Origin of the sequence: Kribbella sp. CA-294648, assembly GCF_050943845.1 — a bacterium.
Taxonomy (GTDB): domain Bacteria; phylum Actinomycetota; class Actinomycetes; order Propionibacteriales; family Kribbellaceae; genus Kribbella.
In genome coordinates this window covers 4,449,397-4,475,772 of record NZ_CP191981.1, presented here as the reverse complement: position 1 = coordinate 4,475,772, position 26,376 = coordinate 4,449,397, and the positions used below count along the sequence as shown (strand labels likewise).

At 67.9% G+C, this 26,376-nt stretch carries 23 protein-coding genes; 10 read left to right on the top strand and 13 right to left on the bottom strand.

The window, feature by feature from the left end; genetic code table 11:
* The first annotated feature begins 9 nt into the window (after positions 1 to 9).
* Positions 10 to 1,440, top strand: a complete 1,431-nt coding sequence (locus tag ACQPYM_RS21230) for a polysaccharide lyase 6 family protein (RefSeq protein WP_433002323.1) — start codon at positions 10 to 12, stop codon at positions 1,438 to 1,440.
* A gap of 144 nt (positions 1,441 to 1,584) precedes the next feature.
* Here ACQPYM_RS21230 and ACQPYM_RS21225 read toward each other — a convergent pair whose 3' ends face one another.
* The gene (locus tag ACQPYM_RS21225; RefSeq protein WP_433002320.1) at positions 1,585 to 2,958 is read right to left on the bottom strand and encodes an MFS transporter; all 1,374 of its coding nucleotides are present in this window, start codon (positions 2,956 to 2,958) and stop codon (positions 1,585 to 1,587) included.
* 13 nt (positions 2,959 to 2,971) lie between these two features.
* Positions 2,972 to 3,727 (bottom strand): glycerophosphodiester phosphodiesterase, encoded by a 756-nt coding sequence (locus ACQPYM_RS21220; protein ID WP_433002317.1) that lies wholly within the window; start codon positions 3,725 to 3,727, stop codon positions 2,972 to 2,974.
* Between the two features lie 26 nt (positions 3,728 to 3,753).
* On the opposite strand from ACQPYM_RS21220, the gene ACQPYM_RS21215 reads away from it, so the two are divergent.
* On the top strand, positions 3,754 to 4,893 hold the full coding sequence (locus tag ACQPYM_RS21215; protein ID WP_433002314.1) for an aminotransferase class V-fold PLP-dependent enzyme: 1,140 nt from the start codon (positions 3,754 to 3,756) through the stop codon (positions 4,891 to 4,893).
* Here ACQPYM_RS21215 and ACQPYM_RS21210 read toward each other — a convergent pair.
* From ACQPYM_RS21210 to ACQPYM_RS21190, 5 genes are read right to left on the bottom strand one after another with little or no spacing between them, the layout of a single operon-like run.
* Positions 4,882 to 5,514, bottom strand: a complete 633-nt coding sequence (locus tag ACQPYM_RS21210) for a class I SAM-dependent methyltransferase (RefSeq protein WP_433002311.1) — start codon at positions 5,512 to 5,514, stop codon at positions 4,882 to 4,884. The genes ACQPYM_RS21215 and ACQPYM_RS21210 overlap by 12 nt on opposite strands.
* 13 nt (positions 5,515 to 5,527) lie before the next feature.
* Positions 5,528 to 6,379, bottom strand: a complete 852-nt coding sequence (locus ACQPYM_RS21205; RefSeq protein ID WP_433002308.1) for a carbohydrate ABC transporter permease — start codon at positions 6,377 to 6,379, stop codon at positions 5,528 to 5,530.
* Positions 6,376 to 7,299, bottom strand: a complete 924-nt coding sequence (locus tag ACQPYM_RS21200) for a carbohydrate ABC transporter permease (protein ID WP_433002305.1) — start codon at positions 7,297 to 7,299, stop codon at positions 6,376 to 6,378. The genes ACQPYM_RS21205 and ACQPYM_RS21200 overlap by 4 nt, the downstream gene beginning before the upstream one ends.
* 3 nt (positions 7,300 to 7,302) lie before the next feature.
* Positions 7,303 to 8,631, bottom strand: a complete 1,329-nt coding sequence (locus ACQPYM_RS21195) for an ABC transporter substrate-binding protein (protein ID WP_433002302.1) — start codon at positions 8,629 to 8,631, stop codon at positions 7,303 to 7,305.
* 18 nt (positions 8,632 to 8,649) lie between these two features.
* Positions 8,650 to 11,472 (bottom strand): family 78 glycoside hydrolase catalytic domain, encoded by a 2,823-nt coding sequence (locus ACQPYM_RS21190; RefSeq protein WP_433002299.1) that lies wholly within the window; start codon positions 11,470 to 11,472, stop codon positions 8,650 to 8,652.
* A 96-nt stretch (positions 11,473 to 11,568) separates the two neighbouring features.
* Between ACQPYM_RS21190 and ACQPYM_RS21185 the strand changes: the two genes are divergently transcribed.
* On the top strand, positions 11,569 to 12,447 hold the full coding sequence (locus tag ACQPYM_RS21185; protein ID WP_433002296.1) for an AraC family transcriptional regulator: 879 nt from the start codon (positions 11,569 to 11,571) through the stop codon (positions 12,445 to 12,447).
* Here ACQPYM_RS21185 and ACQPYM_RS21180 read toward each other — a convergent pair.
* Positions 12,434 to 13,117: a TetR/AcrR family transcriptional regulator gene (locus ACQPYM_RS21180; RefSeq protein WP_433002293.1), complete on the bottom strand. Its 684-nt coding sequence runs from the start codon at positions 13,115 to 13,117 to the stop codon at positions 12,434 to 12,436. The two genes, ACQPYM_RS21185 and ACQPYM_RS21180, sit on opposite strands and share 14 nt — an antisense overlap.
* Before the next feature lie 91 nt (positions 13,118 to 13,208).
* Between ACQPYM_RS21180 and ACQPYM_RS21175 the strand changes: the two genes are divergently transcribed.
* Positions 13,209 to 14,471 carry an FAD-dependent monooxygenase gene (locus tag ACQPYM_RS21175; protein ID WP_433002290.1) on the top strand — a complete coding sequence of 421 codons (1,263 nt, stop codon included), beginning with the start codon at positions 13,209 to 13,211 and terminating at the stop codon, positions 14,469 to 14,471.
* Here ACQPYM_RS21175 and ACQPYM_RS21170 read toward each other — a convergent pair.
* Complete coding sequence (locus ACQPYM_RS21170) at positions 14,390 to 14,848, bottom strand: PGPGW domain-containing protein (protein WP_433002287.1); 459 nt, start codon at positions 14,846 to 14,848, stop codon at positions 14,390 to 14,392. The two genes, ACQPYM_RS21175 and ACQPYM_RS21170, sit on opposite strands and share 82 nt — an antisense overlap.
* Before the next feature lie 84 nt (positions 14,849 to 14,932).
* Entirely contained in the window at positions 14,933 to 17,059 is a 2,127-nt protein-coding gene (locus ACQPYM_RS21165) for a peptidoglycan DD-metalloendopeptidase family protein (protein WP_433002284.1), read from the bottom strand.
* 158 nt (positions 17,060 to 17,217) lie between these two features.
* Here ACQPYM_RS21165 and lpdA point away from each other — a divergent pair, with 158 nt between their 5' ends.
* The 3 genes from lpdA (at position 17,218) to ACQPYM_RS21150 (ending at position 19,836) form a co-directional block, all read left to right on the top strand.
* On the top strand, positions 17,218 to 18,627 hold the full coding sequence (gene lpdA, locus ACQPYM_RS21160; protein WP_433002281.1) for a dihydrolipoyl dehydrogenase: 1,410 nt from the start codon (positions 17,218 to 17,220) through the stop codon (positions 18,625 to 18,627).
* Positions 18,628 to 18,687: 60 nt separating this feature from the next.
* On the top strand, positions 18,688 to 19,158 hold the full coding sequence (locus ACQPYM_RS21155) for a group II truncated hemoglobin (RefSeq protein ID WP_433002278.1): 471 nt from the start codon (positions 18,688 to 18,690) through the stop codon (positions 19,156 to 19,158).
* A gap of 117 nt (positions 19,159 to 19,275) precedes the next feature.
* Positions 19,276 to 19,836, top strand: a complete 561-nt coding sequence (locus tag ACQPYM_RS21150) for a class I SAM-dependent methyltransferase (RefSeq protein ID WP_433002275.1) — start codon at positions 19,276 to 19,278, stop codon at positions 19,834 to 19,836.
* On the opposite strand, the gene ACQPYM_RS21145 is transcribed toward ACQPYM_RS21150, so the two are convergent.
* Together ACQPYM_RS21145 and ACQPYM_RS21140 are read right to left on the bottom strand one after the other, a co-directional pair.
* Complete coding sequence (locus tag ACQPYM_RS21145; protein WP_433002272.1) at positions 19,806 to 20,564, bottom strand: metallophosphoesterase; 759 nt, start codon at positions 20,562 to 20,564, stop codon at positions 19,806 to 19,808. The two genes, ACQPYM_RS21150 and ACQPYM_RS21145, sit on opposite strands and share 31 nt — an antisense overlap.
* Positions 20,565 to 20,613: 49 nt before the next feature.
* Complete coding sequence (locus ACQPYM_RS21140; protein WP_433002269.1) at positions 20,614 to 22,143, bottom strand: PstS family phosphate ABC transporter substrate-binding protein; 1,530 nt, start codon at positions 22,141 to 22,143, stop codon at positions 20,614 to 20,616.
* 212 nt (positions 22,144 to 22,355) lie between these two features.
* Here ACQPYM_RS21140 and ACQPYM_RS21135 point away from each other — a divergent pair, with 212 nt between their 5' ends.
* The 3 genes from ACQPYM_RS21135 (at position 22,356) to ACQPYM_RS21125 (ending at position 25,004) form a co-directional block, all read left to right on the top strand.
* Positions 22,356 to 23,399 (top strand): energy-coupling factor ABC transporter permease, encoded by a 1,044-nt coding sequence (locus ACQPYM_RS21135; RefSeq protein ID WP_433002266.1) that lies wholly within the window; start codon positions 22,356 to 22,358, stop codon positions 23,397 to 23,399.
* A gap of 70 nt (positions 23,400 to 23,469) precedes the next feature.
* Positions 23,470 to 24,237: a cobalt ECF transporter T component CbiQ gene (gene cbiQ, locus ACQPYM_RS21130; protein ID WP_433002263.1), complete on the top strand. Its 768-nt coding sequence runs from the start codon at positions 23,470 to 23,472 to the stop codon at positions 24,235 to 24,237.
* Positions 24,234 to 25,004, top strand: coding sequence for an energy-coupling factor ABC transporter ATP-binding protein (locus ACQPYM_RS21125; protein WP_433002260.1), 771 nt, complete (start codon positions 24,234 to 24,236; stop codon positions 25,002 to 25,004). The genes cbiQ and ACQPYM_RS21125 overlap by 4 nt, the downstream gene beginning before the upstream one ends.
* Here the strand turns inward: ACQPYM_RS21125 and ACQPYM_RS21120 are convergent.
* On the bottom strand, positions 24,962 to 26,173 hold the full coding sequence (locus tag ACQPYM_RS21120) for an alpha/beta hydrolase family protein (protein WP_433002257.1): 1,212 nt from the start codon (positions 26,171 to 26,173) through the stop codon (positions 24,962 to 24,964). The genes ACQPYM_RS21125 and ACQPYM_RS21120 overlap by 43 nt on opposite strands.
* Positions 26,174 to 26,376: the final 203 nt, after the last annotated feature.

The window sequence follows — 26,376 nt, the reverse complement described above, 5'->3', positions numbered from 1 at the left end:
AGACTTGTCATGGATCGTCGTGCCTTTCTGGCCGGCGGCCTCGGTGTTGCCGCCGTCGCCGCCTTCCAGCTACCCAGACCACGCTCGGCGGACGCGCGAGCGACCGCGGTGGTCACGTCGCTGTCCCAGCTCCAGTCGGCCATCAACTCGGCCACCCCCGGAACCACGATCGTGCTCGCGAACGGCTCGTACGCCGTACCGTCGGGCTCGCCGATCAGGGTCTCCGGCAAGAACGGCACCAGTACGTCGCCGATCACCATCAAGGCGGAGAGCCGCGGGGGTGTGACGCTGACCGGTTCGCAGAGTTTCGTGATGTCGAACTCGTCCTGGATCACGGTCAGTGGGTTCGTCTTCAAGCAGAGCACGACGCTGGACCTGCCGTCGTCGTGTACGCGGATCCGGCTGACGCGCAACGATTTCGCGCTGGCCTCGGCGGCCAGCCATTGGGTGGTGGTGCGCGGTGACGACGTGAAGGTCGACCGCAACGTTTTCCATGGCAAGTCCACGGTCGGCTGCTACCTGGTGATAGACGGCCCGTCGAGCACGGTCATGGCCAAGCGCACCTACATCCTGCGCAACTATTTCCGGGATCACTCGTTCAGCGGGTCGAACGGCGGTGAGCCGATCCGTCTGGGGGTCAGCAGCAAGGCGTTGAGTACGTCGGCGGCGACGGTCGAGTACAACCTGTTCGAACGCACCAACGGCGACCCGGAGGCTATCTCGGTGAAGTCGTCCGGAAACACGATCCGGTACAACACGTTGCGCTCGTCCGGCGGCGGCATCGTCCTGCGGCACGGCAACGCGAACCGGGTCGAGGGCAACCATGTGCTTGCTGGCGGCAATGGGATCCGGATCTACGGCAACGATCATCTGATCGTGAACAACTACGTCGGTGGTGTGCGCAGTGCGGGGATCGTGCTCGGCAGTGGTTCGGTGCGGGACCACTACGAGGGTGAGCCGTCAAGCTCGCGAACCGGCAACGACGCTCCCGACCGGGTGACGATCGTGCTCAACACGCTGCGCAACAACGCCGAGGGCATCGTCGGAGAGAGCCACCGCACCCTTCCGCCCCTGGCGTGCAGAATCTCCGACAACCTCCTGGTCGGCTCGAGCGGCCAACTGGTCGACATGCCGTACCAGCAGGGCATCACCTGGTCGGGGAACATCCTGTGGGGCTCAGCCAGCAACGGCAACATCCCGTCATCCGGCTACACCCGAGCCGACCCGAAACTCGTGGCTGGCACCGACGGCGTCTACCGCCTCGGCTTCGGCAGTGCCGCCGTGAACGCAACGAGCATGGACCACTCAAGCCGAGTCACCGACGACCTAGACGGCCACCCCCGCACCGCGCCGTACGACGTGGGTGCTGACGAGTACTCCACGGCTGCACCTGTACGGCGGCCACTCACCCCAACTGAGGTCGGCCCGGGCGCAGCCTGACGGCTGCAAAGAAAGGGCGGGGTGAGCCGCCCGGCCGTGTTGGTGTGGGGTGCAGGTTGCCGTGGGGTGCCGCGGCAACCTGCAGGCGGCAGCGCCGGCTTCCCGCCCACCACGGTGGTCGTGTAAACGGCTTGGGTGTTGTGGTCAGACTCGGGTTGGTTGGGGGTTGCCGGCTTGTTCTATGCCTTGGCGCATGTCGACCCGGGAGAGCAGGACCAGGCCGATGACGAAGAAGAGGCCGAGGGCAACGATCGCGGGCCGGTACGAGCCGGTGATCTGGTGGACCAGGCCGAAGACGAGGGTGCCCAGCCAGGAGGTGCCTCGTTCGCCGGCCTGGTAGAGGCTGAAGTACTCCGCTTCGCGGCCTTTCGGGATGAGTTGGCTGAAGGCTGAGCGGGACAGCGCCTGGGTGCCGCCGAGGACGATGCCGATGGCGGCGCCCATCGCCAGGAACGGGACGATCTGCCGGGCCGGGAGCATGAAGCCGGCGATCACGATCAGCATCCAGACCACCAGGCCGCCCATGATCGTGCGCTGGGTGCCGAACCGGCGGGCGAACCGCCCGAACGCCAGCGCGCCGAAGAACGCGATGAACTGGACCAGCAGGATGGTCATGATCAGCACCTGGGTCTCGAACCCGAGCTGCTTCTCGCCGTACGTCGAGGACACCGCGATGACCGTCTGGATGCCGTCGTTGAAGAACAGATAGGCGACCAGAAACAGCAACGTCATCGGATAGGTCCGGATGTGCTTGAGCGTCGCGAACAATTGACCGAAGCTCTGCTTGACCAGGCTTCGGCTGCGGACCGGTACGACGCTGGCCGGCGGGCGGTTCTTCAGCCGGATGAACGGCACAAAGGTGAACAACCCCCACCACAGCCCGGCGGTGAGCAGGCTCAACCGCACCGCCGTGCCCGTGCTCATCCCCAGCGCGTCGTGCGCGGTGACCACACCGAGGTTGATCGCGAGCAGGACGAAGCCACCCAGGTAGCCGAACGCCCAGCCGCGCGAGGACACGTCGTCGCGGTCATCAGGCCCGGCAATATCGACCAGGATCGAGTCGTAGACGACCATCGACGACCCCAGACACAGGTTCCCGACGAACAGCAGCAACGCGCCGAGCTCCCAGCGGCCACCCTCGACGAACACCATGCAGCAGGCAGCCAGCGCACCCGTCCACGCGAACGCGCACATCAGCACCTTCTTGCGCGGAGACCGGTCGGCGATCGCCCCAACGATCGGCAGGAACAGCGCCGACATCAGGGTCGCGACGGTCACGACGTAGAAGGCCAGCGAGCCGGGAGCGATGCCGAGCCCGAGCACCTGGAGATTGGTGGTGCACGGATCTTCCGCGGTACCGACGCGCCCGCAGGCGGCGGTTTCGGCGACCGAGGTGAGGTACGGCGCGAACAGCACGGTCGCGACCGTCGTCACGTAGCCGGAGTTGGCCCAGTCGTATAGGCAGAAGCCCCAGTACTCGCGCTTGTCCACCCTCGCCGGGGCCGAGAGAATTCCCATGCGGGGGAGTGTGTCAGGAAACCCACTGATTCCGCTCGACCAGTACGTCGCGCAGCAGGTCGGTCCGGTCGGTGATCAGCCCGTCGACGCCCGCGTCGAGCAGCCGGTGCATCTCGGCCGGGTCGTCCACGGTCCACACGTGCACCTGCTTGCCGAGGGCATGCGCCCGGCGGAGCAGCCCGGGAGTGAGCACCCGCAGGCGGCCGTAGTACTCGGGGATCTGCAGGCAGGCGCCGGGTGACGACAGCCGGAACGGCGAGAAGCGCAGCCGGGCGATCTCGCGTTGCCCGAGGCCGGTGGCGAGCCGTTCGCCGAGCTCGCGCCGGATCAGCTCGACGCGTGCCTGCGAGAAGGAGGAGACGCAGACGCGGTCGATCGCGTCGTGCTCGCGCAGTACCTTGGCCGCCGCCAGGACGCCGTTGTCGGCCTTGATGTCCAGGTTGAGCCGGACCTTGGGGAAGTGCTCCAGCACCTCCGACAGCAGCGGGATGGGCTCGTGCCCGTTGATCTTGGCCTTGCGGACCTCCGACCAGGGCAGCTGGGAGATCACGCCGGTGCGGTCTGTCACCCGGTCCAGGCGGTGGTCGTGGAAAGCGATCACGACCCCGTCGCTGGTCGCGTGCAGGTCCGTTTCGAGGTACCGGTAGCCGAGGGCGACCGCGTGCTCGAAGGCGTGCATCGAGTTCTCGTAGCCGAGGTTCTCCGGGTGCAGAGCACCGCCGCGGTGGGCCATCGCGATCGGCCCCTCGTGGTCGAGATAGGGATACACGCCGAGAAGTATGTACCGTTTGGGTGGTGACGGTACTCAGCCCCCGCCCAGACCTGTGGACCCTCGACCCCGGCGTCCTGCACCTGAACCACGGCTCGTACGGCGCTGTCCCGCGCCGGACGCAGGAGTTGCTGGCCGCGTTGCGGGCCGAAGCCGACGCGAATCCGATGCGCTGGTTCCGCTCGGTCGCCGACCGGCTGACCGCCAGCCGGCTGGAGCTGGCCGCCTACCTGCAGACCGACCCGGCGGGCTTCGCGCTCGTCCCCAACGCCAGCGCCGGCGTCACGGCCGCGCTCGCGGCCATCACGATCCCGGCAGGCAGCAGGATCGTGCTGACGAACCACGCGTACGGCGCGGTCCGGTACGCCGCGGAACGTTTCGCCCGGGCCAACCAGGCTGAGGTCGTCACCGTCGACGTACCGCTGGAGGCCGACGACGACTCCGTGGTCGCGGCCATCGAGGCGGCCCTCGACGACCGGGTCGCGGCGCTGATCGTCGACCAGATCAGCTCGGCGACCGCGATGGTCTTCCCGATCCGCCGCCTGGCCGACCTCTGCCGCTCGCGCGGCATCCCGTCGATCGTGGACGGAGCCCACGCCCCCGGACTGCTCGACGCACCGGCCGAGGACGGCGCCGACTTCTGGACCGGCAACTTCCACAAGTGGCCGGCCTCGCCGCGCGCGACTGCCGGGCTGGTGGTGGCCGAGCAGTGGCGTACGGCGACGCTGCCGCTGATCGTCAGCTGGTCGGAGAACGACGAGCGCCTGCCGGAGCGGTTCGACCAGCAGGGGACCGCCGACTATGCGCCGTGGATCGCCGCGCCCGAGTCGCTGCGGGTGCTCGCCGAGCTCGAGTGGCCGCGACGCCGGTCGGAGCTGTCGGCCATGCTCGACGAGAGCGCGAAGCTGCTCGCCAAGGCGCTAGGGACCGGCCTCGGCGAGGTCGCCCACTCGGCGGCGACCATGCGTCTGGTCGAGCTTCCTTTCGCGGGAGTGCCCTCGCCAGAGGCAGGCGAGGCCTTCAAGGCGAAGGTGTCCCGCGACCTGAAGGCAGAGATCACGTTGACGGCCTTCGACTCCCGCGTCTTCGTCCGGCTGTCGGCGCACGCCTACAACAGCGCCCAGGACTACCAGCGGCTCGCCGAGCAGCTCCCGTCAGTGCTCTGATGCTGCCGGGCTGACGGCACTTCCGAGAGTCAAAGCGGCCAGGGACTTCGGTGCGCCCGGCTGGTAGAACACGTCGGCCTGGGTGATCGTGAAGCCGGCGGTGGTGATGAGTTCTGCGATCGGCTTCGTGAGGTGACAGCCGCCGGCGACACGTCGCTGGATGGGCTCCAGGCGGTGTTGCCAGCGGCGTACGGACTCGTCGGGGGCGAGGCCGTGCTCGACGAAGTGGAAGGTCCCGCCCGGCTTGAGGACGCGGCGGAGCTCGCGCAGGGCGGCGACCGCGTCCGGGATGGTGCAGAGGGTCCAGGAGGACAGCGCGCTGTCGAAGGTGTCGTCCTCGAAGGGCAGGGCCTGACCGTCGAGACCGGCGCGGCGTACCGGCAGTTGGGCCGCGACGACCCGGTCCGCGGCGAGCCGCCAGGCGACCTCGGACGGCTCGACCGCGGTCACCGCCGTCACGGCCGCGGGGTAGTGGGGAACGTTGTGGCCCGATCCGAACCCGATCTCGACAACCTCGCCGTGCAGCCCTTCGCAGGCGCGCCGCCGGAGCGGATCGACCATCCTGGAACCGCAGGTGAGGTTGACGAGCCGGGGTACTACGCGATCGGAGTAGAAGCCCATCTCCGCATGCTACTCAGCCCTTGACGGCGCCGGCGGTCATGCCGGCGACGATCTGGCGGTTGAAGAACAGGAACATCACCAGCGGTGGAAGGGTGATCAGCAGAATGTTCATGAACAGCAGGTTGTACTGCGTGGTGAACTGGCTGGAGAAGTTGTAGAGGGTCAGCTGGACGGTGGCGTTCTGGTCGCCGGGCAGGAAGTACAGCGGGTTGACGAAGTCGTTGAAGACGACGACCGACTGGACCACCACGACCGTCACGATGACCGAGCGCAGCAGCGGGAAGATCACCGTGAAGAACAGCCGGACCGGTCCGGCGCCGTCGATGATCGCGGCCTCGTCGAGTTCGCGTGGGATGGTCCCCACGAAAGCGCGGAACAGCAGGATGCAGAACGACAATCCGAACGCGATCTCGACCAGGATCAGCCCGGGCATGGTCCGGAACAGCCCGATCCGCTGGAGCACCCAGATCGTCGGTACGACGGCGGGCGGGATGATCAAGCCGGACAGCACCAGGAAATTGACCAGGCCGTTCCAGCGGGTCTGCCGCCGCTGCAGGACGAACGCGGCCATCGCGGCGAGCACCACCATCCCGGCCACGCTCGCGACCGTCAGGATGGTCGAGTTGATGAACGCGATGATCAGCATGTAGTCGCGCGCCTCGACCACGGCGATGAAGTTCTGCACGAACTGGAACTGGTGCGGCCAGGAGAAGTCCAGCAGCGATGCCTGCTGCCGGTCCTTGACCGCGGTCAGCACGATGAACGCGAACGGCACCAGGAAGACGACGATCGACACCAGGATCGCCACCACACTGAGCAGATAGTTCTTCCGTGGCCTGGGTCCGGACATCGTCGCGGTGCTCACAACTCCACCTCCTTGCGGTTGAGAAACCGCGACAACGGCAGCACGATCGCCGTCACCACGACGAACAGGACGACGTTGCCCGCGGTGGACAGGCCGTAGAACCCGGCCTGGTACTGCTTGTAGATGACCGAGGCGATCACGTCCGAGGTGAATCCCGGCCCGCCGCGCGTCATCGCCCAGATCAGGTCGAACGACCGCAGCCCGCCGATCAGCGACAAGATGATCACCGTGACGGTGGCCGGCCGGGCCAGCGGCAGGACGATCCGGCGGAAGCTCTGCCACCCGGTGGCGCCGTCGACCTTGGCGGCTTCCAGGTACTCCGCCGGGATCGACACGATGCCCGCGATGTAGATCAGCGTCGCCAGCCCGACACCTTTCCACACGTCCACCAGTGCCACCGACAGCAACGCGTACTGCGGGTCGGTCAGCCAGCCCGGTCCGTCCACCCCGAGCACCGCGAGCCCGCTGTTGATCAGCCCCCGCTCGGGGTTCATCAAGACCGTGAAGGTCAGTCCGACACCGATCGTGGAGACCAGTACCGGGAAGAAGACCACCGACCGAAGGTAGCCACGGGCAACGATCTGCGAGGTCAGCAGGACGGCCAGCAGCAAGCCGAGGACGACCTTCGTCCCCGACGTGACGACGGCGTAGATCAGCGTGTTGGTGAAGCCCTTCACCAGGGCGGGCTCCTGGAAGAACGTGACGAAGTTCTCGAACCCGATGAACTTCGACTCGAAGATGCTCCACCGGGTCAGGCTGAAGTAGAACGAGGCGAAGGTCGGGATCGCGAACAGGACGCCGTAGACGACCGCCGCCGGAGCGTAGAACCAGGTCGGGTACGGACTACGCAGCCGGCCACGATCCGGGCCCGCGACCCTCGAGCGCGTCTTCGTGGACGTGTCGATCGACGTCGTGGCCACGGCTCACCAGCCCTCCAGCCCGAGTTGCTGCGCCTGCTTCTTGACGTCCTCGTCGTAGAGCGAGGCGCCGGCGGCGGCCTTGCGGATCCCGGAGCCGACCTCGACGGTGATCTGCTCCAGCGACGGGCCCTTCACCGGCGAGAGGAACTCCAGCGCCAGGCTCGAAGCACCCTCGGTATCGATGTAGGGCTGCATGTCCTTGACGGCCTGCGGTACGTCGGCCGGCAGCTTGCACTCCGTCACCGCGAACGGCCCGGTGACGGCGCCGGCCTTCGCCTGCGAGTCACACCCCTCCTTGCTGCCCACGAAGCCGAGGAACTTCTTCGCCGCGTCCAGCTTGGCCCCGGTCGTGCTGGTCGGGATGTAGACGCCACCGGGAGCCCACACGGTCAGGCCGTTCTTCGCGGCGTCGTCACCGGGGATGGCGAACAGGCCGACGTCCTTCGCAGCAGCCGGGTAGGTGGCGACCAACTCGCTGACCACAGCCGACAGGATCGGGTAGTGCGCGCCCTTGCCCTGGGCAAGCAACCTGAGACCGTCCGGCATCTTGGCCGACGCGAAGTCCTTGTTGACGTAGCCCAGGTCGTGCACCTCCTGAAGATGCTCGAAACCCTTCCGGGCCGCCGCGGAGGTGCCGTACTTGGCCTGGTTCTTGGTGTACTTGTCCGCGAAGTCCGGCTCGGCCGCGGACACGTTGTGGAAGTCGCCCAGGACGAACAGCTGCGACGTCCAGGTCTCGCCATAGGTCTGGATCACCGGCGCCACCCCGGCCGCCTTGATCTTGGCGTTGTTCGCCATGAAGTCGGCCCAGGTCTTGGGCACCTGCAGATCGAGCTTGGCGTACAGCGGCTTGTTGTAGAGGATCGCGCCGGCCAGGAACCCGCCGTACGGCGCGCCGTAGACCTGGTCGCCGGCCGTGACGGTGCTCTTGAAGTTGTCGTCCAGCCCGCCGACGAACGGCTGGTCGCCGACCGCGACCAGGTTCTTCTGCGGAGCGATCGCCTGGAACAGCGAGCCCGAGTTGTAGGCGAACACATCGCTCATGTCGCCGGTGGACAGCCGGGTCTTGACGATGTTGTCGCCTTCGCTGCCGGCCGGGCGGGTCTCCACCTTGATGGTGATGCCGGGGTTCTTCGCGGTGAAGTCCTTGCCCAGCTGCTCGGCCGTCTTGACCGTCTGGTCGGCGTTGTCGACCAGGAAGTTCAGCGTGACGACGTCGCTGCCGCCGCCGCCCTCGTCACTCGAACCGAGGCTGCCGGCACTGCAGGCGGTGAGGGCGAGTGCCGCGATCGCCAGGCCGGCCAGGGGAGTTGTCCTACGTGAGCGGATCATGATGGCCTCCAGTGCTGTTCACTGCGCGATGAGCAAAGAGTCGAGCCGGGCCTTCAGGGCCTCGGCGCCGGTCGAGAACCCGCCGCTGACGGCCCGGACGAGCTCGGTCGCGGGAGCGTCCAGGTAGCGCTCGAGCTTGCCGGCCAGCTGGGCGTCGTCCTCGACCACACCGGCCTCCACCGCCGCGCTGACGACTGCCTGCCAGGTCGGCTCGTGGTCGAGGAGCTGCCGGATGCTCGGATCAGCCCCGAGCGGCGCTGCGTCGGAGTACGGGTCGGTGGTGGTCCACTGGTGCTTCCCATGTCGTACTTCGACCGGGCTGCTGCTGTCTGGCAGGTGCACGGTCGCGGTCGCCCCGACTGGGACGGTGATGGCGAGGCGGAAGCTGCCGTCGCTGCGGGTCCACTCGACACTTGCTTCGCCGTACGGCGTGAGGTGGCGAGCAGCGGCCCTGGTGAGGCGCGAGTTGGGCAGCGGGTCCACCACGAGCGTGCGGTAGCCCGGTTCGCCTGGCGCGATACCGGCAACTCGTCGGTGCATCCAGTCGGCGACTGCACCCAGTGCGTAGTGGTTGAAGGACGTCATCTGTCCGGGGTTGATGCTGCCGTCGGGAAGCATGCTGTCCCAGCGCTCCCAGACAGTGGTCGCGTCCATGGTCACGGCATAGAGCCACGAGGGGCAGCCGGTCTGCAGGAGCAGGCGGTAAGCCAGCTCAGGTTCACCAGCGTCGGTGAGTGCATCAGTCATCAGCGGCGTACCGATGAAGCCAGTGCTGATTCGGAAGCCCGACGTGCGAACCAGGTCGGCCAGCCGCTGACCGGCACGCTTCCGCTGCTCCTCTGTCGGCAGCAGGGCCCACTGCAGCGCCAGCGCGTACGTCGTAGCCGCGTCACTGAGCACCCGGCCACCCTCAGTCGTGTACTCCGCGGCGAAGGCCGCACGGACCTTCGCTGCGAGGCCGGAGTACCGCGCGGCCAAGTCGGCATCGCCGGCCAGCTCTGCCGCCCACCCGACGATCTCGGCCGAGCGCGCCAGGTGTGCCGTCGCGACGACGTCGTGGTCCGCCTTGGCCTGGAACGGGTTGTCCGGGGGCGCGGTTGGGTCCAGCCAGTCGCCGAACTGGAAGCCGCCGGTCCACAGCAGGTCGTCACCGGCCAGGTCGGTCATCCGGTCGACCCATGCCCGCATGCTCGGCAGCTGCCGGACCAGCAGGCTGAGGTCGCCCGTCCGTTGGTAGAGCACCCAGGGGACGACTGTTGCCGCGTCACCCCAGGCAGCGGTCGCCGGGCCGGCGTCACGGAGTACGTCGGGGATCACGAACGGGACCGAGCCGTCCTTGTGCTGCTCACTAGCGAGATCGGCCAGCCAGTTGGTGAGGAAGCCCGCGCTGTCGAACAGGAACGAAGCAGTCGGGGAGAAGACCTGGATGTCGCCGGTCCAGCCCAGCCGCTCGTCCCGCTGCGGGCAGTCGGTCGGTACGTCGAGGAAGTTGCCGCGCATCCCCCAGACCACGTTCTCGTGGAACCGGTCGAGCAACGCGTTCGACGACTCGAACCAGCCGGTCCGGCGCAGGTCGGAGCCGACCACGACGGCTTCGAGATCCTCCTTGGCCAGGCCGTCGACGCCGGTGACCTCGGCGTACCGGAAGCCGTGGAAGGTGAGTTCCGATTCGAGGGTGACCCCGTCCGGACCGGCCAGCACGTAGGAGTCGGTCGCCTTCGCCGAGCGCAGCGGACGGACGCCGAGCTCACCGTCTTCGAGCACCTCGGCGTGCCGTAGTACGACCTCGTCGCCGCGAGCGCCGCCCCGGACGCGCAGCCGGACCCGGCCGACCACGTTCTGGCCGAAGTCGACCAGTGTCTTGCCCGACGGCGAGGTGGTCAGCTCGACAGCCGGCAGTACCTCGGTGACTCGGACCGGTGGGCCGTCGGGAGCGACCAGCAATCCGAGGTCCGCGTCCAGTACCTCGACCGGCGTCGGGTCGGCGGGTGAGTGGGTGAGGTCGGTGCGCTGGCCGTCGTACAGGTCATCGTCGATGATCTGGCTGTCGCGGGCGGTCCAGGTGGAGTCGCTGGCGAAGACCTGGGTCTTGCCGTCGGCTGTGGTGACCTCTAGCTGCGCGAGTACGGCCAGGCGGTCGCCGTACAAGGCGTGCTGGTTCTGGAAGCCGAGGCGGCCGCGGTACCAGCCGTTGCCCAGCAGGAAGTCCAGGGTGTTCTCGCCTGGCTGCACGAGGTCGGTGACGTCGTAGGTCTGGTAGCGGAGGCGGAACTGGTACGCCGTCCAGCCTGGGGCCAGCTCCTCGTCGCCGACCCGCTGCCCGTTGAGTTCTGGCTTGTAGACGCCGTGGGCGGTCGCGTAGAGCCGGGCGCTGACTATGCCGTCCGGCAGCGTCGTGGTGCCGCTGACGATGGGTGCCGGCTGCTCATACGTGCCGATGTCACTGGGGCTGACGAAACGGGCGGTCCAGTCGTCAGGGCTGAGCAGGCCGGCCTCTACAACGGCCGGATCGCTCCAGTCGCTCCAGTTGGTGCCGTCGCTGACCCTGACGCGGACCTGGGCCTGTTGGCGAGACGTGAGCGGCGTACCGGGCCAGGGGACCAGCACCTGTTCCGGTGACTCGACGGTGTGAAGCTCGGGGAAGTCGTCGCCTCGGACGATCTCCACCTCATATGCGGTCTGGCGGTAGTCGTCAGCGGCGGTCGGGACCTGCCACGAGAGGCGGGGGGACGCAGTACCGAGGCCCAGGACGGGGCCGTCTCCAGTGCGATGCTCGAAGCGGATGGACGCGGGTGCGGCGGCAGGACGAGTCATGGCGCTCCAGTCGGTGAAACGATTCATTCTTGTCTTCTCGATCCTGCGGCCCGCGCCGGTTCGCGCATAGTCCGGAGTGCACCGGAGGTAGCACGAAATGCACCTGGGCTCGTATGTTGGACCATGGCCGATCCGCCGGTCGAAACCACCGGAACCCTGCTGCATTTCATCGACGGCTCCTACGCGTACGCCGGTCGCTACGTGCACCCGGACGGGCATCCCGTCCACACCCACAGCTTTTTCGAGGTGGCGGTGGTGATGAGCGGCGCCGGGCTGCACCACAGCCCGGCCGGCTACCAGGAGCTGTCGGTCGGAGATGTCCTGCTGCTACGGCCTGGGGTTTGGCACGGGTACGACGGCTGCACGGATCTCGATGTCTTCAACTGCTGCTTCTCCGCGGACCTGTTGCAGCACGAACTGTCCTGGACGCGTGAGGACCCGCTGCTCGGCTACCTGCTCTGGACCGGGCCCAACTCGGCCCAGCGGCGAGGCGTGCTGACCGGCCACCTCGACTCGATCCCGCTGGAGGAGTGCGTCAGCCAGCTGGAGCACCTGGAGGATTTGCGCGCCCGGCCGTTCGACCTGCATCGCGGCGATGTGGTCGGCCGGTTGTCGCTGTTCCTGAGTTGTCTGGCGCGCGCGTTGGCCGGCGAGGATCTCGGCGCCAGCAGGCCGGCGCATCCCGCAGTACTGACCGCGATGAAGCTGATGGAAGCCGACCCCGCGCATCACTGGACGCTGAAGGAGCTTGCCGCCGAGCTTCACCTGGCGCCGGGCTACCTGGTGCGGCTGTTCAAGTCGTCGACCGGGTTGCCGCCGATGGCCTACCTGTCCCGCCATCGCGTCGAGCTGGCCGCCGCTCGGCTGCTGCACACCGACGAGCCGATCAGCCGGATCGGCGAAGCGGTCGGCTGGCCCGACCAGAACTACTTCGCCCGTCGCTTCAAGTCCCACTACGGCCTGAGCGCCAGCACTTACCGGGCCCGGTTCACCCGCGCTTGATCAGTACTTCGAGCCCGTCCAGGATCACGTCGAGACCAAAGGTCAGCCCTTTGTTCTGGTGGCCGTCGACCGACCTCATCGCGGCCGCGAGACCGGGAAACCGCTCAGCCTGAGTGGCCAGTACTTCGCTCAAGGCCGAGGTGATGTGTTCCTCGGTCACGCCCGTGGTCCCGCCGGGCATGGTCAGCGACTGTTGCGCGACCGTGCGCACGTGCCCGACGACGGTCAGAACCGCGTCAAGCTGCTGACCGCCGTTCAGGCCGGACCCGGTCAGCGCGCGGATCCCGTGGTCCATCCAGGTCAGCTCGTTCGGTCCGAGCTCGCGCCGGCCGACGGTCGAGAGCAGTAGCCACGGGTGCTTCTCGAAGGCGGCGTAGAGGTCCAGCGCCCAGGTTCTCAACGCTTCCCGCCACGGCTGCTGCTTGTGCTCAGGCGGCGGGCCGATCGCCACGTCGGTCATCAGCGCGACCAGCTCGGCCTTGCCCGGGACGTACCGGTACAGGGCCATCTTCGTGAACGACAGCGCGCCCGCGACGCGCTGCATGGACACGGCGTCGAGGCCGTCGGTGTCGGCGAGTGCGATCGCGGCACCGGTGATGCCTTCGACGGTCATCGCCGGCTTGGGACCGCGGGTCGGCGGCAGCGGGTCACCCCAGAGCAGGTTGATCATCGGGCTCCCGGTTGTGCTGTCGGCTGAACTGTGTCTACCATACACATATTGAAACCGCGTCTGGTGGACACAATTAAACTTCGGAGGGCACATGAAGGTTCTTGTCTCGGGAGCGAGCATCGCGGGTCCGGCGCTGGCGTACTGGCTGGGCCGCTACGGGCACGAGGTGACTGTCGTCGAGCTGGCTCCGGCGCTGCGCAAGGGCGGGTACGCCGTCGACTTCCGCGGTACTGCGAACAAGGTGGTGCTGGAGCGGATGGGCGTGCTGGAGGACCTGCGAGTCCTGCAGACGGGCGGCTCGGCGATGCGGTTCGTCGCCGAGGACGACCGGCTGTTGATGCGGCTGCCTCCGGAGTTCGCCGGGGGAGAGCTCGAGGTACTGCGCTCCGACCTGTCGCAGGTGCTCTACGACCACAGCCGGGACAAGGCGGAGTACGTGTTCGGTGACTCGATCGCGTCGCTGACGCAGCACGGCGGCGGGGTCGACGTGACATTCGAGAGTGGGTCGGAGGCGACCTTCGATCTCGTGCTCGGGGCTGACGGGCTGCATTCCGTGGTGCGCCGGCTGGCGTTCGGTCCGGAGAAGGACTTCGTCCGTCATCTCGGGTACTACGTCGCAGGCTGGGATCTGCCGAACGACTTCGGGATCGAGCGCGATGCGTTGATGTACAACGTGCCCGGCCGGCTGGCGAGTGTCGGCGTGGATCATCGGGACGCGCGCCAGGCGGGCGCGATGTTCGTCTTCGCCTCGCCCGAGCTGACCTACGACCGGCGTGATCCTTCGCAGCAGAAGGCCATCTTGCGATCAGCGTTTGCCGGGCTCGGCTGGAAGGTGCCGCAACTGCTGGACGGGCTGGACGACTGCACCGAGCTGTACTTCGATTCGATCAGCCGGGTGGATGTCATGCGCTGGTCGCAGGGCCGCGTCGCACTGGTTGGGGATGCGGGCTACGGCGCGACGCTCGGCGGCATGGGGACCGGTACTGCGATCGTCGCGGCCTACGTTCTTGCCGGGGAGCTGGCGGCAACCGGCGGCAACCACGCGGCGGCGTTCGCGGCGTACGAGAGTCAATTGCGCAAGCCCGTGCAGGCGTGTCAGGCCGGTGGCAACCGCGCCGGGAAGTTCCTGGCGCCGAAGACGCGCTTCGGGATCGCTGCCCGCAACCGGCTGCTCGGCACGCCTTTCCTGCTCAACCAGATGCTGCGGGTGGGGGAGAAGGTGAGTAGCGACTTCGTCATCCGCGACTACGCGGCGACTCAGGACGCGACGGCTCAGGGCAGCAGCGGCAGCTTGCTCAGGAACGTCTCCCAGGAGTCCGGCAACCAGCCCGGTACGCCGAGCACGGCCATGTAGAGCCAGATGCCGACCAGCACGCAGAGGAACAGCAACAGCGTGCCGAGCGCCTTCAGCCAGGCCGGCTGCTTGCCGGTCCACGCCGTGAGTTGCTGGACCCAGCCCTTGACCCGGTAGAGCAGCCGCTGCGCCCACTCGAACTCACTGGCCAGCACGGCCAGGCCGGCGATGAACAGCGGGATGCCGCCCGGCCCTGGCAGCCAGCCGGTCAGCGGCGCCGCGATGATCAGGATGCCCCCGACCACGCCCACACCAATCCGGTAGATCGCATGCTTGCGCTTGTCCGCCCGGATCTTCCGCCGCCACTCCCAGCGATCATCCTGGGCGTCCAGCGTCATGTTGTCGTCCGTGCGGTCGGGACTGGTCTGCTCGGCCACAGGCCCTAGCGTACGTGCTGAAAGGAGCTATCCCGGGGAGAATCCCCATTACCACGTCTCTTGCCGCGAGCCCTCAACGGGGTGTTACGCAGTGTGAGGTTTGCCGAACTCCCAGTGCCAGGGTTCTTCGCGGTTGCCGCCCTGCTTGGCCCAGCGGGGGTGGACCCAGCCGAAGGACTCGGCGTTGGCGACCATCCACTCGTACTGCGGGGTGCCGAACTTGTCGACGCCGCCGCAGAGGTCTATGGCTACACCCCAGCCGTGGTTCGACGTACCGGGCAGGGCGGCCAGCGACGGCTTGCGGCCGTAGAGGTCGACCTGTGCGGAGTACGAGCGGTAGGAGTCAGTGATGCAGAGGTTCTTGCCGAACGCCTGGCGGTAGGCGGTCGAGAGCTGCTGGTACGCCCTGGCCGCGTCACACCGCAACATGTGTCCGGAGCCGAGGCCGCACAGCTGCGACGCGGGGATCAGGCCGTTGCTGTAGCCACCCCAGCCGACACTCGTGCCACCGGTGGCCAGGAACGGCATCGGGTTCACCGCGTCACCACCGAGCCGTACTTCGAAGTGCAGGTGGGCGCCGGTCGAGTTGCCTTCCGAACCGACCGCACCGATGTGTTGCCCGGCGCTGACCTGGGTGCCGTCGGCAACATCCACCGCACTCAGGTGTGCGTAGAGCGTCTCGAGCCCGTTGCCGTGGTCGATGCGAACCAGGTTGCCCGCCCACGCCGGGTGCTCCACCCGTACGACGCCTGCCGCGACTGCGCGGACCGGCGTACCGGTGGCGGCTGGGAAGTCCTGGCCGGTGTGGACACCGCTGGACCACAGGGCGCCGGTCTGGCCGAACGACGTACCGATCTCGTAGGTGCCTTCGGCCAGCGGCCAGGTCCAGGCGCCGGAGCCAACCTCGATCGAGGTGGCAGTGTTGCCGCAACGGAAGGCCGAGGCACTGGCGGTGGCGGCCGGTGCGACCTGCGCCTTGGTGGGCTTACCCAGTGTCGGCCGCAGTGCGGCGTACAGGCTGTCGGGGATGGAGCTGACGACTACTGAGCCCTTGGCCTCGTCGGCGGCGATCATCTCGGCGTTGTCGAGCGCGATGCCGACGTGGAACAGGCCGACGGACCTACTGCCCATCAGCAGGATGTCGCCTGGCTGCACCTGCGTGGCCGGGACCTTCTGGTAGCTGGCGTACACGCCGTTCGCGAGGCCGGCGAGCGTCGTGTAGGGCTGCCAGGCGGCTCGTGCCGCGCCGAGACAGCCGTACTTGTCAGGACCGGTCCCACCCACGCCGTATGGCTTGCTCATCAAGCTGAAAGCCTGGTTGACCGCCCGGATCGTCTCGGCCGGCAGCACGCGGATCCCACGCCCGGCGCTGATGACAGCGGCCGCGCCCGGGACAGGTGCTCCGGCGATCTTGTACTGCAGCAGACCGGACGGCAGGTCGAAGGGGTTCTTGATGGTCGCCGCGGCCGGGGGAGTGACCTTTGCCGCGGCGAGCTCGGCCAGGTACGTCTGCCAGTTCGCCAGTGCCTGCTGGTTGCGGGTGTTCTGCAGTTGCTTGGACAGCTGCGTCGCGCCGGCCAGGTCGGCGAGCTGGCCTTCCATGGCCATGGCTGCGCTGGCTGCCTTTTCCCGGACCGTCTTGCCGAGCTCACTGGCGGTCTTGGCTGCCTTGTCGGCTGCCGCGCGCTTCGCCGCCGCGTCAGCGGTCGCAGTACCGGCTGTCGACTCTGCCGCGGTGGCTGCTTTGTACTGCGCGACCTGGGTGCTGCCGAGCTGCCGGATGGCGGTCTGACGGTCGGCGATCTCCTGCAGGTTCTCCGCGACCGGCGCGAGCGACCAGATCATCGACTCGGTGCCCAGCATCGTCGGGATGCCCATTTGGTATGCCTGAGCGGTCAGGAGACCGAGCCGGCGCCGCTCGACCTGCGACCTGTTCTGGGTCTTGGCCGCATACGCCTCAGCCTTCTTGGCGGCGGCCTCGGTGGTCTGCGCGACCTTCAGTGCACTGGTGTAGGCGACGGTGGCCTTGGCGACGTCGATCTGGATCGCGGCGGCCTCGGCCTGGAGCTGCTCGAGCGACCGGTTGACGTCCGTGACGGAGGCCGGCGGGGGCGGAGTGGGGTCGGCGAAGGCGGCGTACGTGGGCAGCGCGAGCACTGCAGCCACCGCGCCGAGTGCGGCGAGCCGCAACCTCCGGCCGTTGACCAGCATCGAGCCCCCAATGTCCTCAAGACCAGATCCCTGCGAAAGGGCGCCTCACGCGCGCACAGAAGGAGGACAGCCCCCGTGCCAGCCCCAGCGTAGGCGTCGGACGGTCCTTACGGAACCCATGGGCCCGGCGGGAGGCGCGACCGACTAGGATTTCGGTCATGGCCTCGCACTTTGACGTTGTTGTCCTCGGCGCCGGCCCGGGTGGGTACGTCGCGGCGATCCGCGCCGCCCAGCTCGGGCTCAAGACCGCCATCATCGAGAAGAAGTACTGGGGCGGTGTCTGCCTGAACGTGGGATGTATCCCGTCCAAGGCGCTGCTGCGGAACGCCGAGCTGGCGCACATCTTCCGCAAGGAGGCGAAGACCTTCGGTATCAGCGGCGAGGTGAGCTTCGACTTCCCGACGGCGGTGCAGCGCAGCCGCAAGGTGGCCGACGGGCGCGTCAAGGGCGTGCACTTCCTGATGAAGAAGAACAACATCACCGAGTTCGACGGGTGGGGTTCGTTCGTCGACGCCAACACCCTCGACGTCACTCTTAACGGCGACGGCAACGCTGAAGACACTGTGACCGTCACCTTCGACCACTGCATCATCGCCACCGGCGCGACCACCAAGCTGCTGCCGGGCACCCAGCTGAGCGACCGCGTCGTGACGTACGAGGAGCAGATCCTCACCGAGGAGCTGCCGGGCAGCATCATCATCGCCGGTGCCGGCGCGATCGGTGTCGAGTTCGCCTACGTGCTGGCCAACTACGGCGTGGACGTGACGATCGTCGAGTTCCTCGACCGGATGGTCCCGCTCGAGGACGTCGAGGTCTCCAAGGAACTGGCGAAGGCCTACAAGAAGCTCGGCGTCAAGGTACTCACCTCGACCCGGGTCGACTCGATCGACGACTCCGGCGACAAGGTCAAGGTGACCGTCACCGGCAAGGACGGCAATCAGCAGACGCTGGAGGCCGACAAGGTGCTGCAGGCGATCGGCTTCCAGCCGCGCGTCGACGGCTACGGCCTGGACAAGATCGGCGTCAAGCTGACCGAGCGCGGCGCGATCGACGTCGACGGCGTCCTGCGCACCAACGTGCCGAACATCTTCGCGATCGGCGACGTGAACGCGAAGCTGATGCTCGCCCACGCGGCCGAGGCGATGGCGGTGATCGCGGCCGAGACGATCGCCGGTGTCGAAACGATGGAACTCGACTACGTGATGATCCCGCGCGCCACGTTCTGCCAGCCCCAGGTGGCCAGCTTCGGCTACACCGAGGAGCAGGCCCGCGAGCAGGGGTACGACGTCAAGGTGGCGAAGTTCCCGTTCACGGCCAACGGCAAGGCGCACGGTCTGGGCGACCCGACCGGCTTCGTCAAGGTGATCAGCGATGCGAAGTACGGCGAACTGCTCGGTGCGCACCTGATCGGGCCCGAGGTCACCGAGTTGCTGCCCGAGCTGACCCTGGCCCAGAAGTGGGACCTCACCACCAAGGAACTGGCCCGCAACGTCCACGCCCACCCGACCCTGAGCGAAGCCCTGCAAGAGGCGTTCCACGGCCTCGAAGGCCACATGATCAACTTCTGATCGATCGGCTGTTTCGAGCCGGGCTTGCTGACGCTGACGGTCGCTGCCAGGCTCGGACGTATGGGAACTCTGTATGAGGCCGCCGGTGGAGCCGAAGGGCTACGCCGGCTGGCCGGGGCTTGGCACGCGCGGGTGATGGCCGACGAGGTGGTCAGTCATGCGTTCCACCACGGCTTCCATCCAGACCACACCGAGCGCCTCGCCACCTACTGGGGCGAGGCGCTCGGCGGTCCGCCTGCCTTCACCGAGGGTGGCGGCAGTGAGAGCGCGGTAGTCTGGATGCACAGCGGCAACGGACCGCACGAGGACATGGACCGCCGGGCGATCGCCTGCTTCGACCAGGCTCTGACCGACGTCGGCCTGTCCGAGGACGATCCGGTCAGGGCGGTTTTGCACGACTACTTCGCCTGGGCGACCAACGTCAGCATGGCCCGGTACCACGACTCCAAGGACGCCGTACCCGCCGACCTCACCATTCCCCGATGGTCCTGGGACGGCCTACAGCCTCCGGCTGACGGCACCGAACGGTAGACCATGAGCGGCTGTTGCGAGCCGGATGACTGCGGGGCCGTCTTCAGCGAACGCGCCGCCCGCCGGGTCGCGCGGCGCTACCGCCGGCACGGGCTGACTCCCGCGGCCCGGCGAATCGTGCAGTTCGTCGCGGCACAGGGGATCCGCGATGCAACCGTTCTGGAGATCGGCGGCGGAGTCGGCGAAATCCAGCTGGAGCTGCTGCGGCTCGGCGCCGGCCGAGTGACCAACCTGGAGATCACCAGCAACTACGAGGCAGAAGCCGAGCGGCTGATTGCGCAAGCCGGAGCAGGCGGTCGCATCACTCGCCGCCAGCTGGACATTGCCAGGTCATCCGATCAGGTGGAGGCAGCAGATGTCGTGATCCTGCATCGCGTGGTTTGCTGCTACCCGGACTACCAGCGGCTGTTGTCGGCAGCAGGAAGTCACGCGCGGCGGATGCTCGTGTTCAGTCACCCCGGCGACAACCTCCCGGCGAAGGCTGCGATCTGGTTCGAGAATGTCCTCCGAAGAGTGAGAGGCAATTCATTCCGCGCCTACGCCCATTCAGCGGCGGCGATGGTGGCAGCCGCCGAGGCGCAAGGGTTAGCGGCGGAGTACAAGCAGCGCTCTGGCGCCTGGCACGTCGTGGGGCTGGTGCGTCGGTCTCAGGAGGAGGTCGAAAGTACGGAGCGGTAGACCGTGACGAGCGGTTGGCCCTCGGCGGCGAGGTGGAGGGCCAGGCCGGGTGGGGCCTCCAGGTCGACCAGGCCGTTGGCGGCGGCTGGTTCGAAGGGCAGGGGAGCGGTCGATCTGATGCCGGGGGCAACGAGCAGCGGGTGGCCGGCGAAGGTGGTGGAGACACCGTTGTGGACGTGACCGGTGAGGATCGCGGTGATCGGCTTGCCGCGCAGTACGGCGGCGAACGGCTCGGCGTCCTGCAGGATCCACTGGTCGAGCACGGGGTGCTGCAGCTTGTTCGGCGGGTGGTGGAACGCGACGAAGAGGTGCCCGTCCACAGGCTCGTCGAGTACTGCGGCCAGCCACTTGAGCGAGTCCGCACTGAGCAGCCCATGGTCTTCATTCGGCACCGACGTATCCACCAGCACGAACCGCGCCGCCCCGACATCCCGCACCTGGTGCACCGGATGCCCCTCACCAGGCGACTCGACCGGCAGCCCCGCCCGCAGCGGTGCACTCACGTCATGGTTACCCGGCAACATCAGCACCGGCACGTCGAGCGCCAACTCGGCCACAACCTCGTCGTACTCCGCCGCCAGCCCATGATCGGCCAGATCCCCAGTCACCAGCACCACATCAACCGGCCGCGAGAACGCCCGAAGGTAGTCCACCACCCGCCGCAACCGCTGCCGCGCAACCTCGGTGCCGTCCAGATGCGGGTCACTGAGATGAGCAATCAAGAACATCCGAACCTCCACAGCCTGCCGAAGATCCCCAACTTACCGGGAGGCTGGTTCAGCCGCAGAAAGCTGCCGGAAGCTCGGCGCAGGGGACCAGGCCGTCCCGCTCCAGAATCGGCTTCGCCGCTGCCGACATGAGGTAGTTCAGGAACGCCTCCTGCAAGGTGTCCGCGCCGGGAGTCTTGTAGGTGTAGGCATACTCGACCTCCCAGAACCGGTACGACGAATCCGCCACTTTCGGCGCCTCCGGCACCACGGAGTCGATCGCCACTGCCGTGATCGCCGGGAACCTCCGCGAGTTGCCGAGCTCGGCGTACCCGATGGCGCCCTCGATCTCGTTGACGCGGGCCAGGACTTCTTCCGTCGTGCCGACCTCGCAGCGGTGATGCCTGGCGGCCGGATCGTCCTTGGCGCGGCAGTCGTCGGAGGAGATGCCCAGTTCCTGGTCACCGGCGAGCACCTTGTCACGGAATACCCGCCGCGAGCCGGAGTCCGGCCCGACCCGGCTCACCATCCGGATCGGCAGGTCGCGCCCACCGAGCTGCTTCCAGTTGGTCACGCGGCCGGCGTAGACCGCGCGCAGTTGGGTTGCCGAGAGTGCGGCGACATCGGCCGACCGGTTGACGACGACCGCGAACACCACCACCGCGACCGGTCTGCCCTGCAGTTCGGTCGAGTCCTCGGCCCGCCCGTCCGACATCGCGATCAACTGCCCCGCCGCGGCCGGGTCCTTGGCGCCGGTCTCCTGGAGCGACCGGGTGCCGCTGCGACTGCCGCCGGCAGCGATGGTGATGTCGGCCCTGGTGCACTCGGCGGCGTACGCGCTGCGCAACTCCCGGACCGTCGGCTCCACGGCGGTCGACCCGATGATCCGCAGCTGCCCGTCCACACAGTTGTCAGGCGGCTGCAGTACGTCCACCACGAACAGCGCGACCAGAGCCCCGACGAGCACCATCGACAGCGCGCCGAACAGCAGGGTCCGCCGGCCCGGTCCGCGCGGCCGCGGCTCGTGATAGACCCCGCCACCCGCGGAGCCGCCGGCCAGGTAACCCGAGTGCGTCACGCCGTCGCCCCGGCCGCTCAGGACCAGCAGGAACTTGAAGCTGTCACCACGGTTGATCGCGGTCCGCGGCAGGATCAGCTTGCTCGTCTCGATGAAGTTCTCCGAGTCGAGCTGACGCTGCAGCATCTCACCGAGTGCCTCGGGCTTGGACTCGGTCACCTCCAGCCCGACGATCTTGCGATCGGGAAAGGCGAACGACACCTTCTCGTGCACGTGATGAGGCTCGATGTCCATGCCCCCCGCGTTGTCCACCCGCAACAGCACGATGCTCGGGTCGGGCACGACCGCTCCCTGGTAGCGCACCTCGACGTCGACCATGTGCGAGCTCGGGAAGACCCCGATCGGCGCGTCGACCTGGACCCGGTAGACCAGCCGTTTGCGGCGCAGGAAGTACCGGTCGACCAGCCAGACGACAACCGTCCCGACCAGCGCCGTCGCGGCGATCACGGTCTCCAGATTGATCTCCCCGAGGCCGGACAGGTCCACGGCCAGAACGTTCACAAAACCCAAGGCGGAATCCATTGCCCCCACAGCATCCGTCGACGAACCGACGAGGATAGGCAGCACCGACGGCGCCCCGGTGAACACCCGCTGAACCGCACACGACACCGCAGAAAGTCCCCAGTGGTCTGGGTGGTGGTCAGCGTGCCGACCGACAGGAGGTAGAGGTGGTCACCCGCTCGGGCGTGGACCTCTTGTTGCGATTGGGTCGCAAGAAGATTGAGAATGTGGGTATGCACGTTCCTGACGGGTTTTTTGACGCGCCCACTTCTATCGCCACCGGGCTGATCGCGGCCGGGGCGGTCGGGTTCAGTTTGCGGCGGGCTAATCGGGAGATACGGGAGACCGGGCCGGCGCTGGCCGGGCTGACTGCTGCTTTCGTGTTTGCGGTTCAGATGGTGAACTTCCCCGTCGGTGCCGGCACGAGTGGTCATCTGCTTGGTGGTGCGTTGGCCGCGGCGCTGGTTGGGCCGTGGACGGCTGTGCTGGTGATGTCGACCGTGCTTCTCGTCCAGGGTTTGCTCTTCGCCGACGGCGGGCTGACCGCGCTCGGCACCAACATCACCCTGATGGCCGTCATCACAGTCATCGTCGGGTACTTCGTCACTCGCGCACTACTGACGGCCCTGCCCAAGCGGGTCGGCACCGTCGTACCGGCGGCTACCATCGGCGCGTTCGTCTCCGTTCCGGTCGCGGCGCTCGCCTTCACCGGGCTGTACATGATCGGCGGCGCGGTCGAGATCCCGATCGGCAAGCTCGCCACGGCGATGGTCGGCTGGCATCTCCTGGTCGGGCTCGGTGAGGCAGTGATCACCGCCGCCGTCCTGAGCGCCGTGGTCGCGACCCGCCCCGACCTCGTGTACGCCGCCCGCCACCTGAAGGCCGATCTCGTCCTGGTCGATGCCGACGGCAACACTTCCACCGTCGCGGCGGACAAGCCGATCGGGGCCCGGCCCGCCGGCCGTTCGTACGGGATCGCGGTCGCGGCGACCCTGCTGATCGCGGGCGTGGTCAGCCTGTTCGCGAGTGCGCACCCCGACGGGCTCGAGTTCGTCGGCGCCAAACTCGGTTTCGAGAGCGCCGCGAAGGACTCGGCCGTGGCGGGCAGCCCATTGGCCGACTACGGCGTGACCGGGATCGGCAACGAGCAGGTGTCCGGCGCGCTGGCCGGCATCATCGGCGTCCTGGTGACGATCGTCGTCGGTCTCGCGATCGCGAAGGTCGCCGCGCTGCGCTCCTCCGCTCGCACCGAGCAGCCAGACCTGATCAAGTCGTGAGCCGCACGGCCGGCGACGGCATCAACCCTGCTCAAGGCGTGAGCGGCGCGGCCGGCGACGGCACCAACTCGTGAGCGGCACTGCGGGCGACGGCCTGCTGGTGGCCGTGGAGAGCCGGATCCACCGGCTGCCCGCCCAGGTCAAGCTCGTCGCGTTGTTCGTGTTCGTCCTGGCCGTCGTCTCCACCCCGGCCGGTGTCTTCTGGGCCTTCGCCCTGTACGCCGTCCTGCTGGCCGCCGCGGTCGCGCTGGCAAAGTTGCCGCTGGCAACCGTGATGAAGCGGCTGGCGGTCGAGACCCCGTTCATCGTCTTCGCGCTGGTGCTCCCGTTCGTGGCGACCGGCCCGCGGGTCGACGTACTGGGCCTATCGGTGTCGGAGTCCGGCGTGCTCGGCTCGTGGAACGTCCTGGCCAAGGGAACACTCGGCGTCGTCGCGGCGATCGTGCTGTCCGCCTCGACCGCGCCGCGCGACCTGCTGGCCGGTTTGGAGCGGCTGCGGTTGCCGTCGACGCTCATCGCGATCCTCTCGTTCATGGTCCGCTACCTCAGTGTGGTCTCCGACGATCTGCACCGGATGCGGATCGCCCGGGAGTCCCGCGGGTACGCCGGTGGCCGGGCCGGTCATCTGAGAGCGGTCGCCGGGGGAGTGGGCGCGTTGTTCGTCCGAAGTTTCGAGCGCGGTGAGCGCGTGCATTTGGCGATGCAGTCGCGCGGGTACACCGGCCGGATGCCTCAACTCACCTCGTCCGGCGCGGCGCGCGAGCAGTGGGCCGAAGGGCTCGCGATCTCCCTGCTCGCCGTGCTCATCGCAGTGGCAGCTAGGGTTGCGGGCTTGTGAGCGGTCCGTCGATCCATGTCGAGCGTCTCGTCTTCGCCTACCCGGACGGCCGGCAGGCCCTGTACGGCGTCGACTTCACCGTCCAGCGTGGCGAGCGCGTCGCCCTGCTCGGCCCGAACGGCGCCGGCAAGACGACCCTCGTCCTGCACCTGAACGGCATCCTCGGCGTGGTCGCGGGCGGCACGGGCAGCGGCCGGATCCAGATCGGTGGCGCCGACCTGCACCGCGAGCACCTGCCCCAGGTACGCCGGAAGGTCGGCCTGGTGTTCCAGGACCCGGACGACCAGCTGTTCATGCCGACGGTCCGCGACGACGTCGCCTTCGGTCCCGCGAACCTCGGCCTGCGCGGCGCCGACCTCGATGCCCGGGTCCACGAGGCGCTGGTGCAGGTGGGAATGCAGGATCACGCCGACATCGCCCCGCACCACCTGTCCTACGGCCAGCGCCGCCGGGTCGCGGTCGCGACGGTGCTGGCGATGCGCCCCGAAGTACTGGTCCTCGATGAACCGTCGAGCAATCTCGATCCGGCCAGCCGGCGCGAGCTGGCCGACATCCTGTCCGGGCTCGACGTCACCTTGCTGATGATCACGCACGACCTGCCGTATGCGTTGCAGCTGTGCGAGCGCAGCCTGCTCATGGACGGCGGCCGGATCGTGGCCGACGGCAAGACCCGTGACCTGCTGGGTGACGCCGAGCTGATGAAGGCCCACCGGCTGGAGCTTCCCTACGGTTTCGATCCGCTGTCGGTCCCGGGCCCGGAGCGCTGACGGCGGCAGAGCGTCTGGTCGAAGAACCGCCGGACCATACCTCGGATCAGTGGGATCGACCGGCCGGGTTCGATCATGCCGATGAGTCGTGCGCGGTCGTGGGCGCTCATCAGCCCGGCCGCTTGCAGTTGCGGCGCCATCGCGGCGAAGTCGGTGAAGACCCAATGGTCGGCGCCGACGACTTCGGTACGCCGTACAGGCCCGCCGTGGCTGAGCAGCGCTGACCAGGAACTCTCGAAGCGACTGTCGTGGAAGCCGTCGGTGCCGACCAGGAGCAGCGGGCGATCGGTCCCGTGCTGTGCGATGGGATAGAGCTCGTGCGGATCGCCGGCCCGGAAGGGCAGGTAGTCCAGGTAGCCCTCGAGGTTGACGGCTGATCGGAGCTCGGGGTTCTCGTAGAGCGCCTGGGCGGCCGTCGCGCCGCCGGCCGAGTGGCCGTAGATACCGATCCTGCGCAGGTCGAGCGCTCGGCCGAGTCCGCGGGCGCCGGCGGCGAGCAGTTTCAACTGAGACAGCACGAAAGTGATGTCCGCCAGACGGGTCTGGATCATCAGGCGGGACAGCACCGGGTCGGTCGCCGTCGTCGGTGGCATCTGAATCTCCCGGACCCGCCCGTCGGGGAACTCGACCTCGCTGGTCTCACCCGGGTGGTCGATCGTGACGACGACATAGCCGTGACTCGCGAGTTCCTCGGCGACGCTCGTGCCGAGGGTCCTGGGGTCGGCACCGCCAGGCGAGTAGAGGACGACGGGACGGCGTACCGGCACGGCGGGTGCGTTCAAAACCGAGTGCGTCAAGGTCGCGGACCAGTCGACACCGGACTTGGGAAGCGGGTGCAGAAACACCGCATCGATCTCGCTGAACTTCTGCGCTGCCTTGCTGGTCATCTGCGGCGCAAGCGGGAAGCCGCGCGTGGTCAGGGCGGGGTAGAAGACGCTGAGCATCAGCTCGCGATCAGGGCTGCCGTTCCACGGGTCAGGTCTGCCCCTCTGGATGAGGTGCAGGGTTCGTACGCCGAGCCGATGGGGTCCGGTCGGTGCGGGCAACGTCAGCCTCAGGTCGGCAGAGGCTGAGGGTGAAGTAGAGCTCGAGGCGGCTTGCGCGACGGTTGCCATCGGCATCGCGGCGGCCGCGGTGGTCAGGGCCAGGAAGCTTCGTCGGGTCCACATAGCCAGCACGCTCGCAGCCGCCGGCCCGGCTGTCCGCTGACTCCGGCGGATCTCCATCTCCGCGGAAACAGAATTCCACCCACCGGTGGAGAGAAAGCGACGGTGGCCGGAAGCAACCGCCGGGAGGGCAACAACGGTTACCGGTTGCGGCACGCGCCGGTGAATTTCCAACCGAGCCCTTGCAAGTTACTCACTGGTCGTGG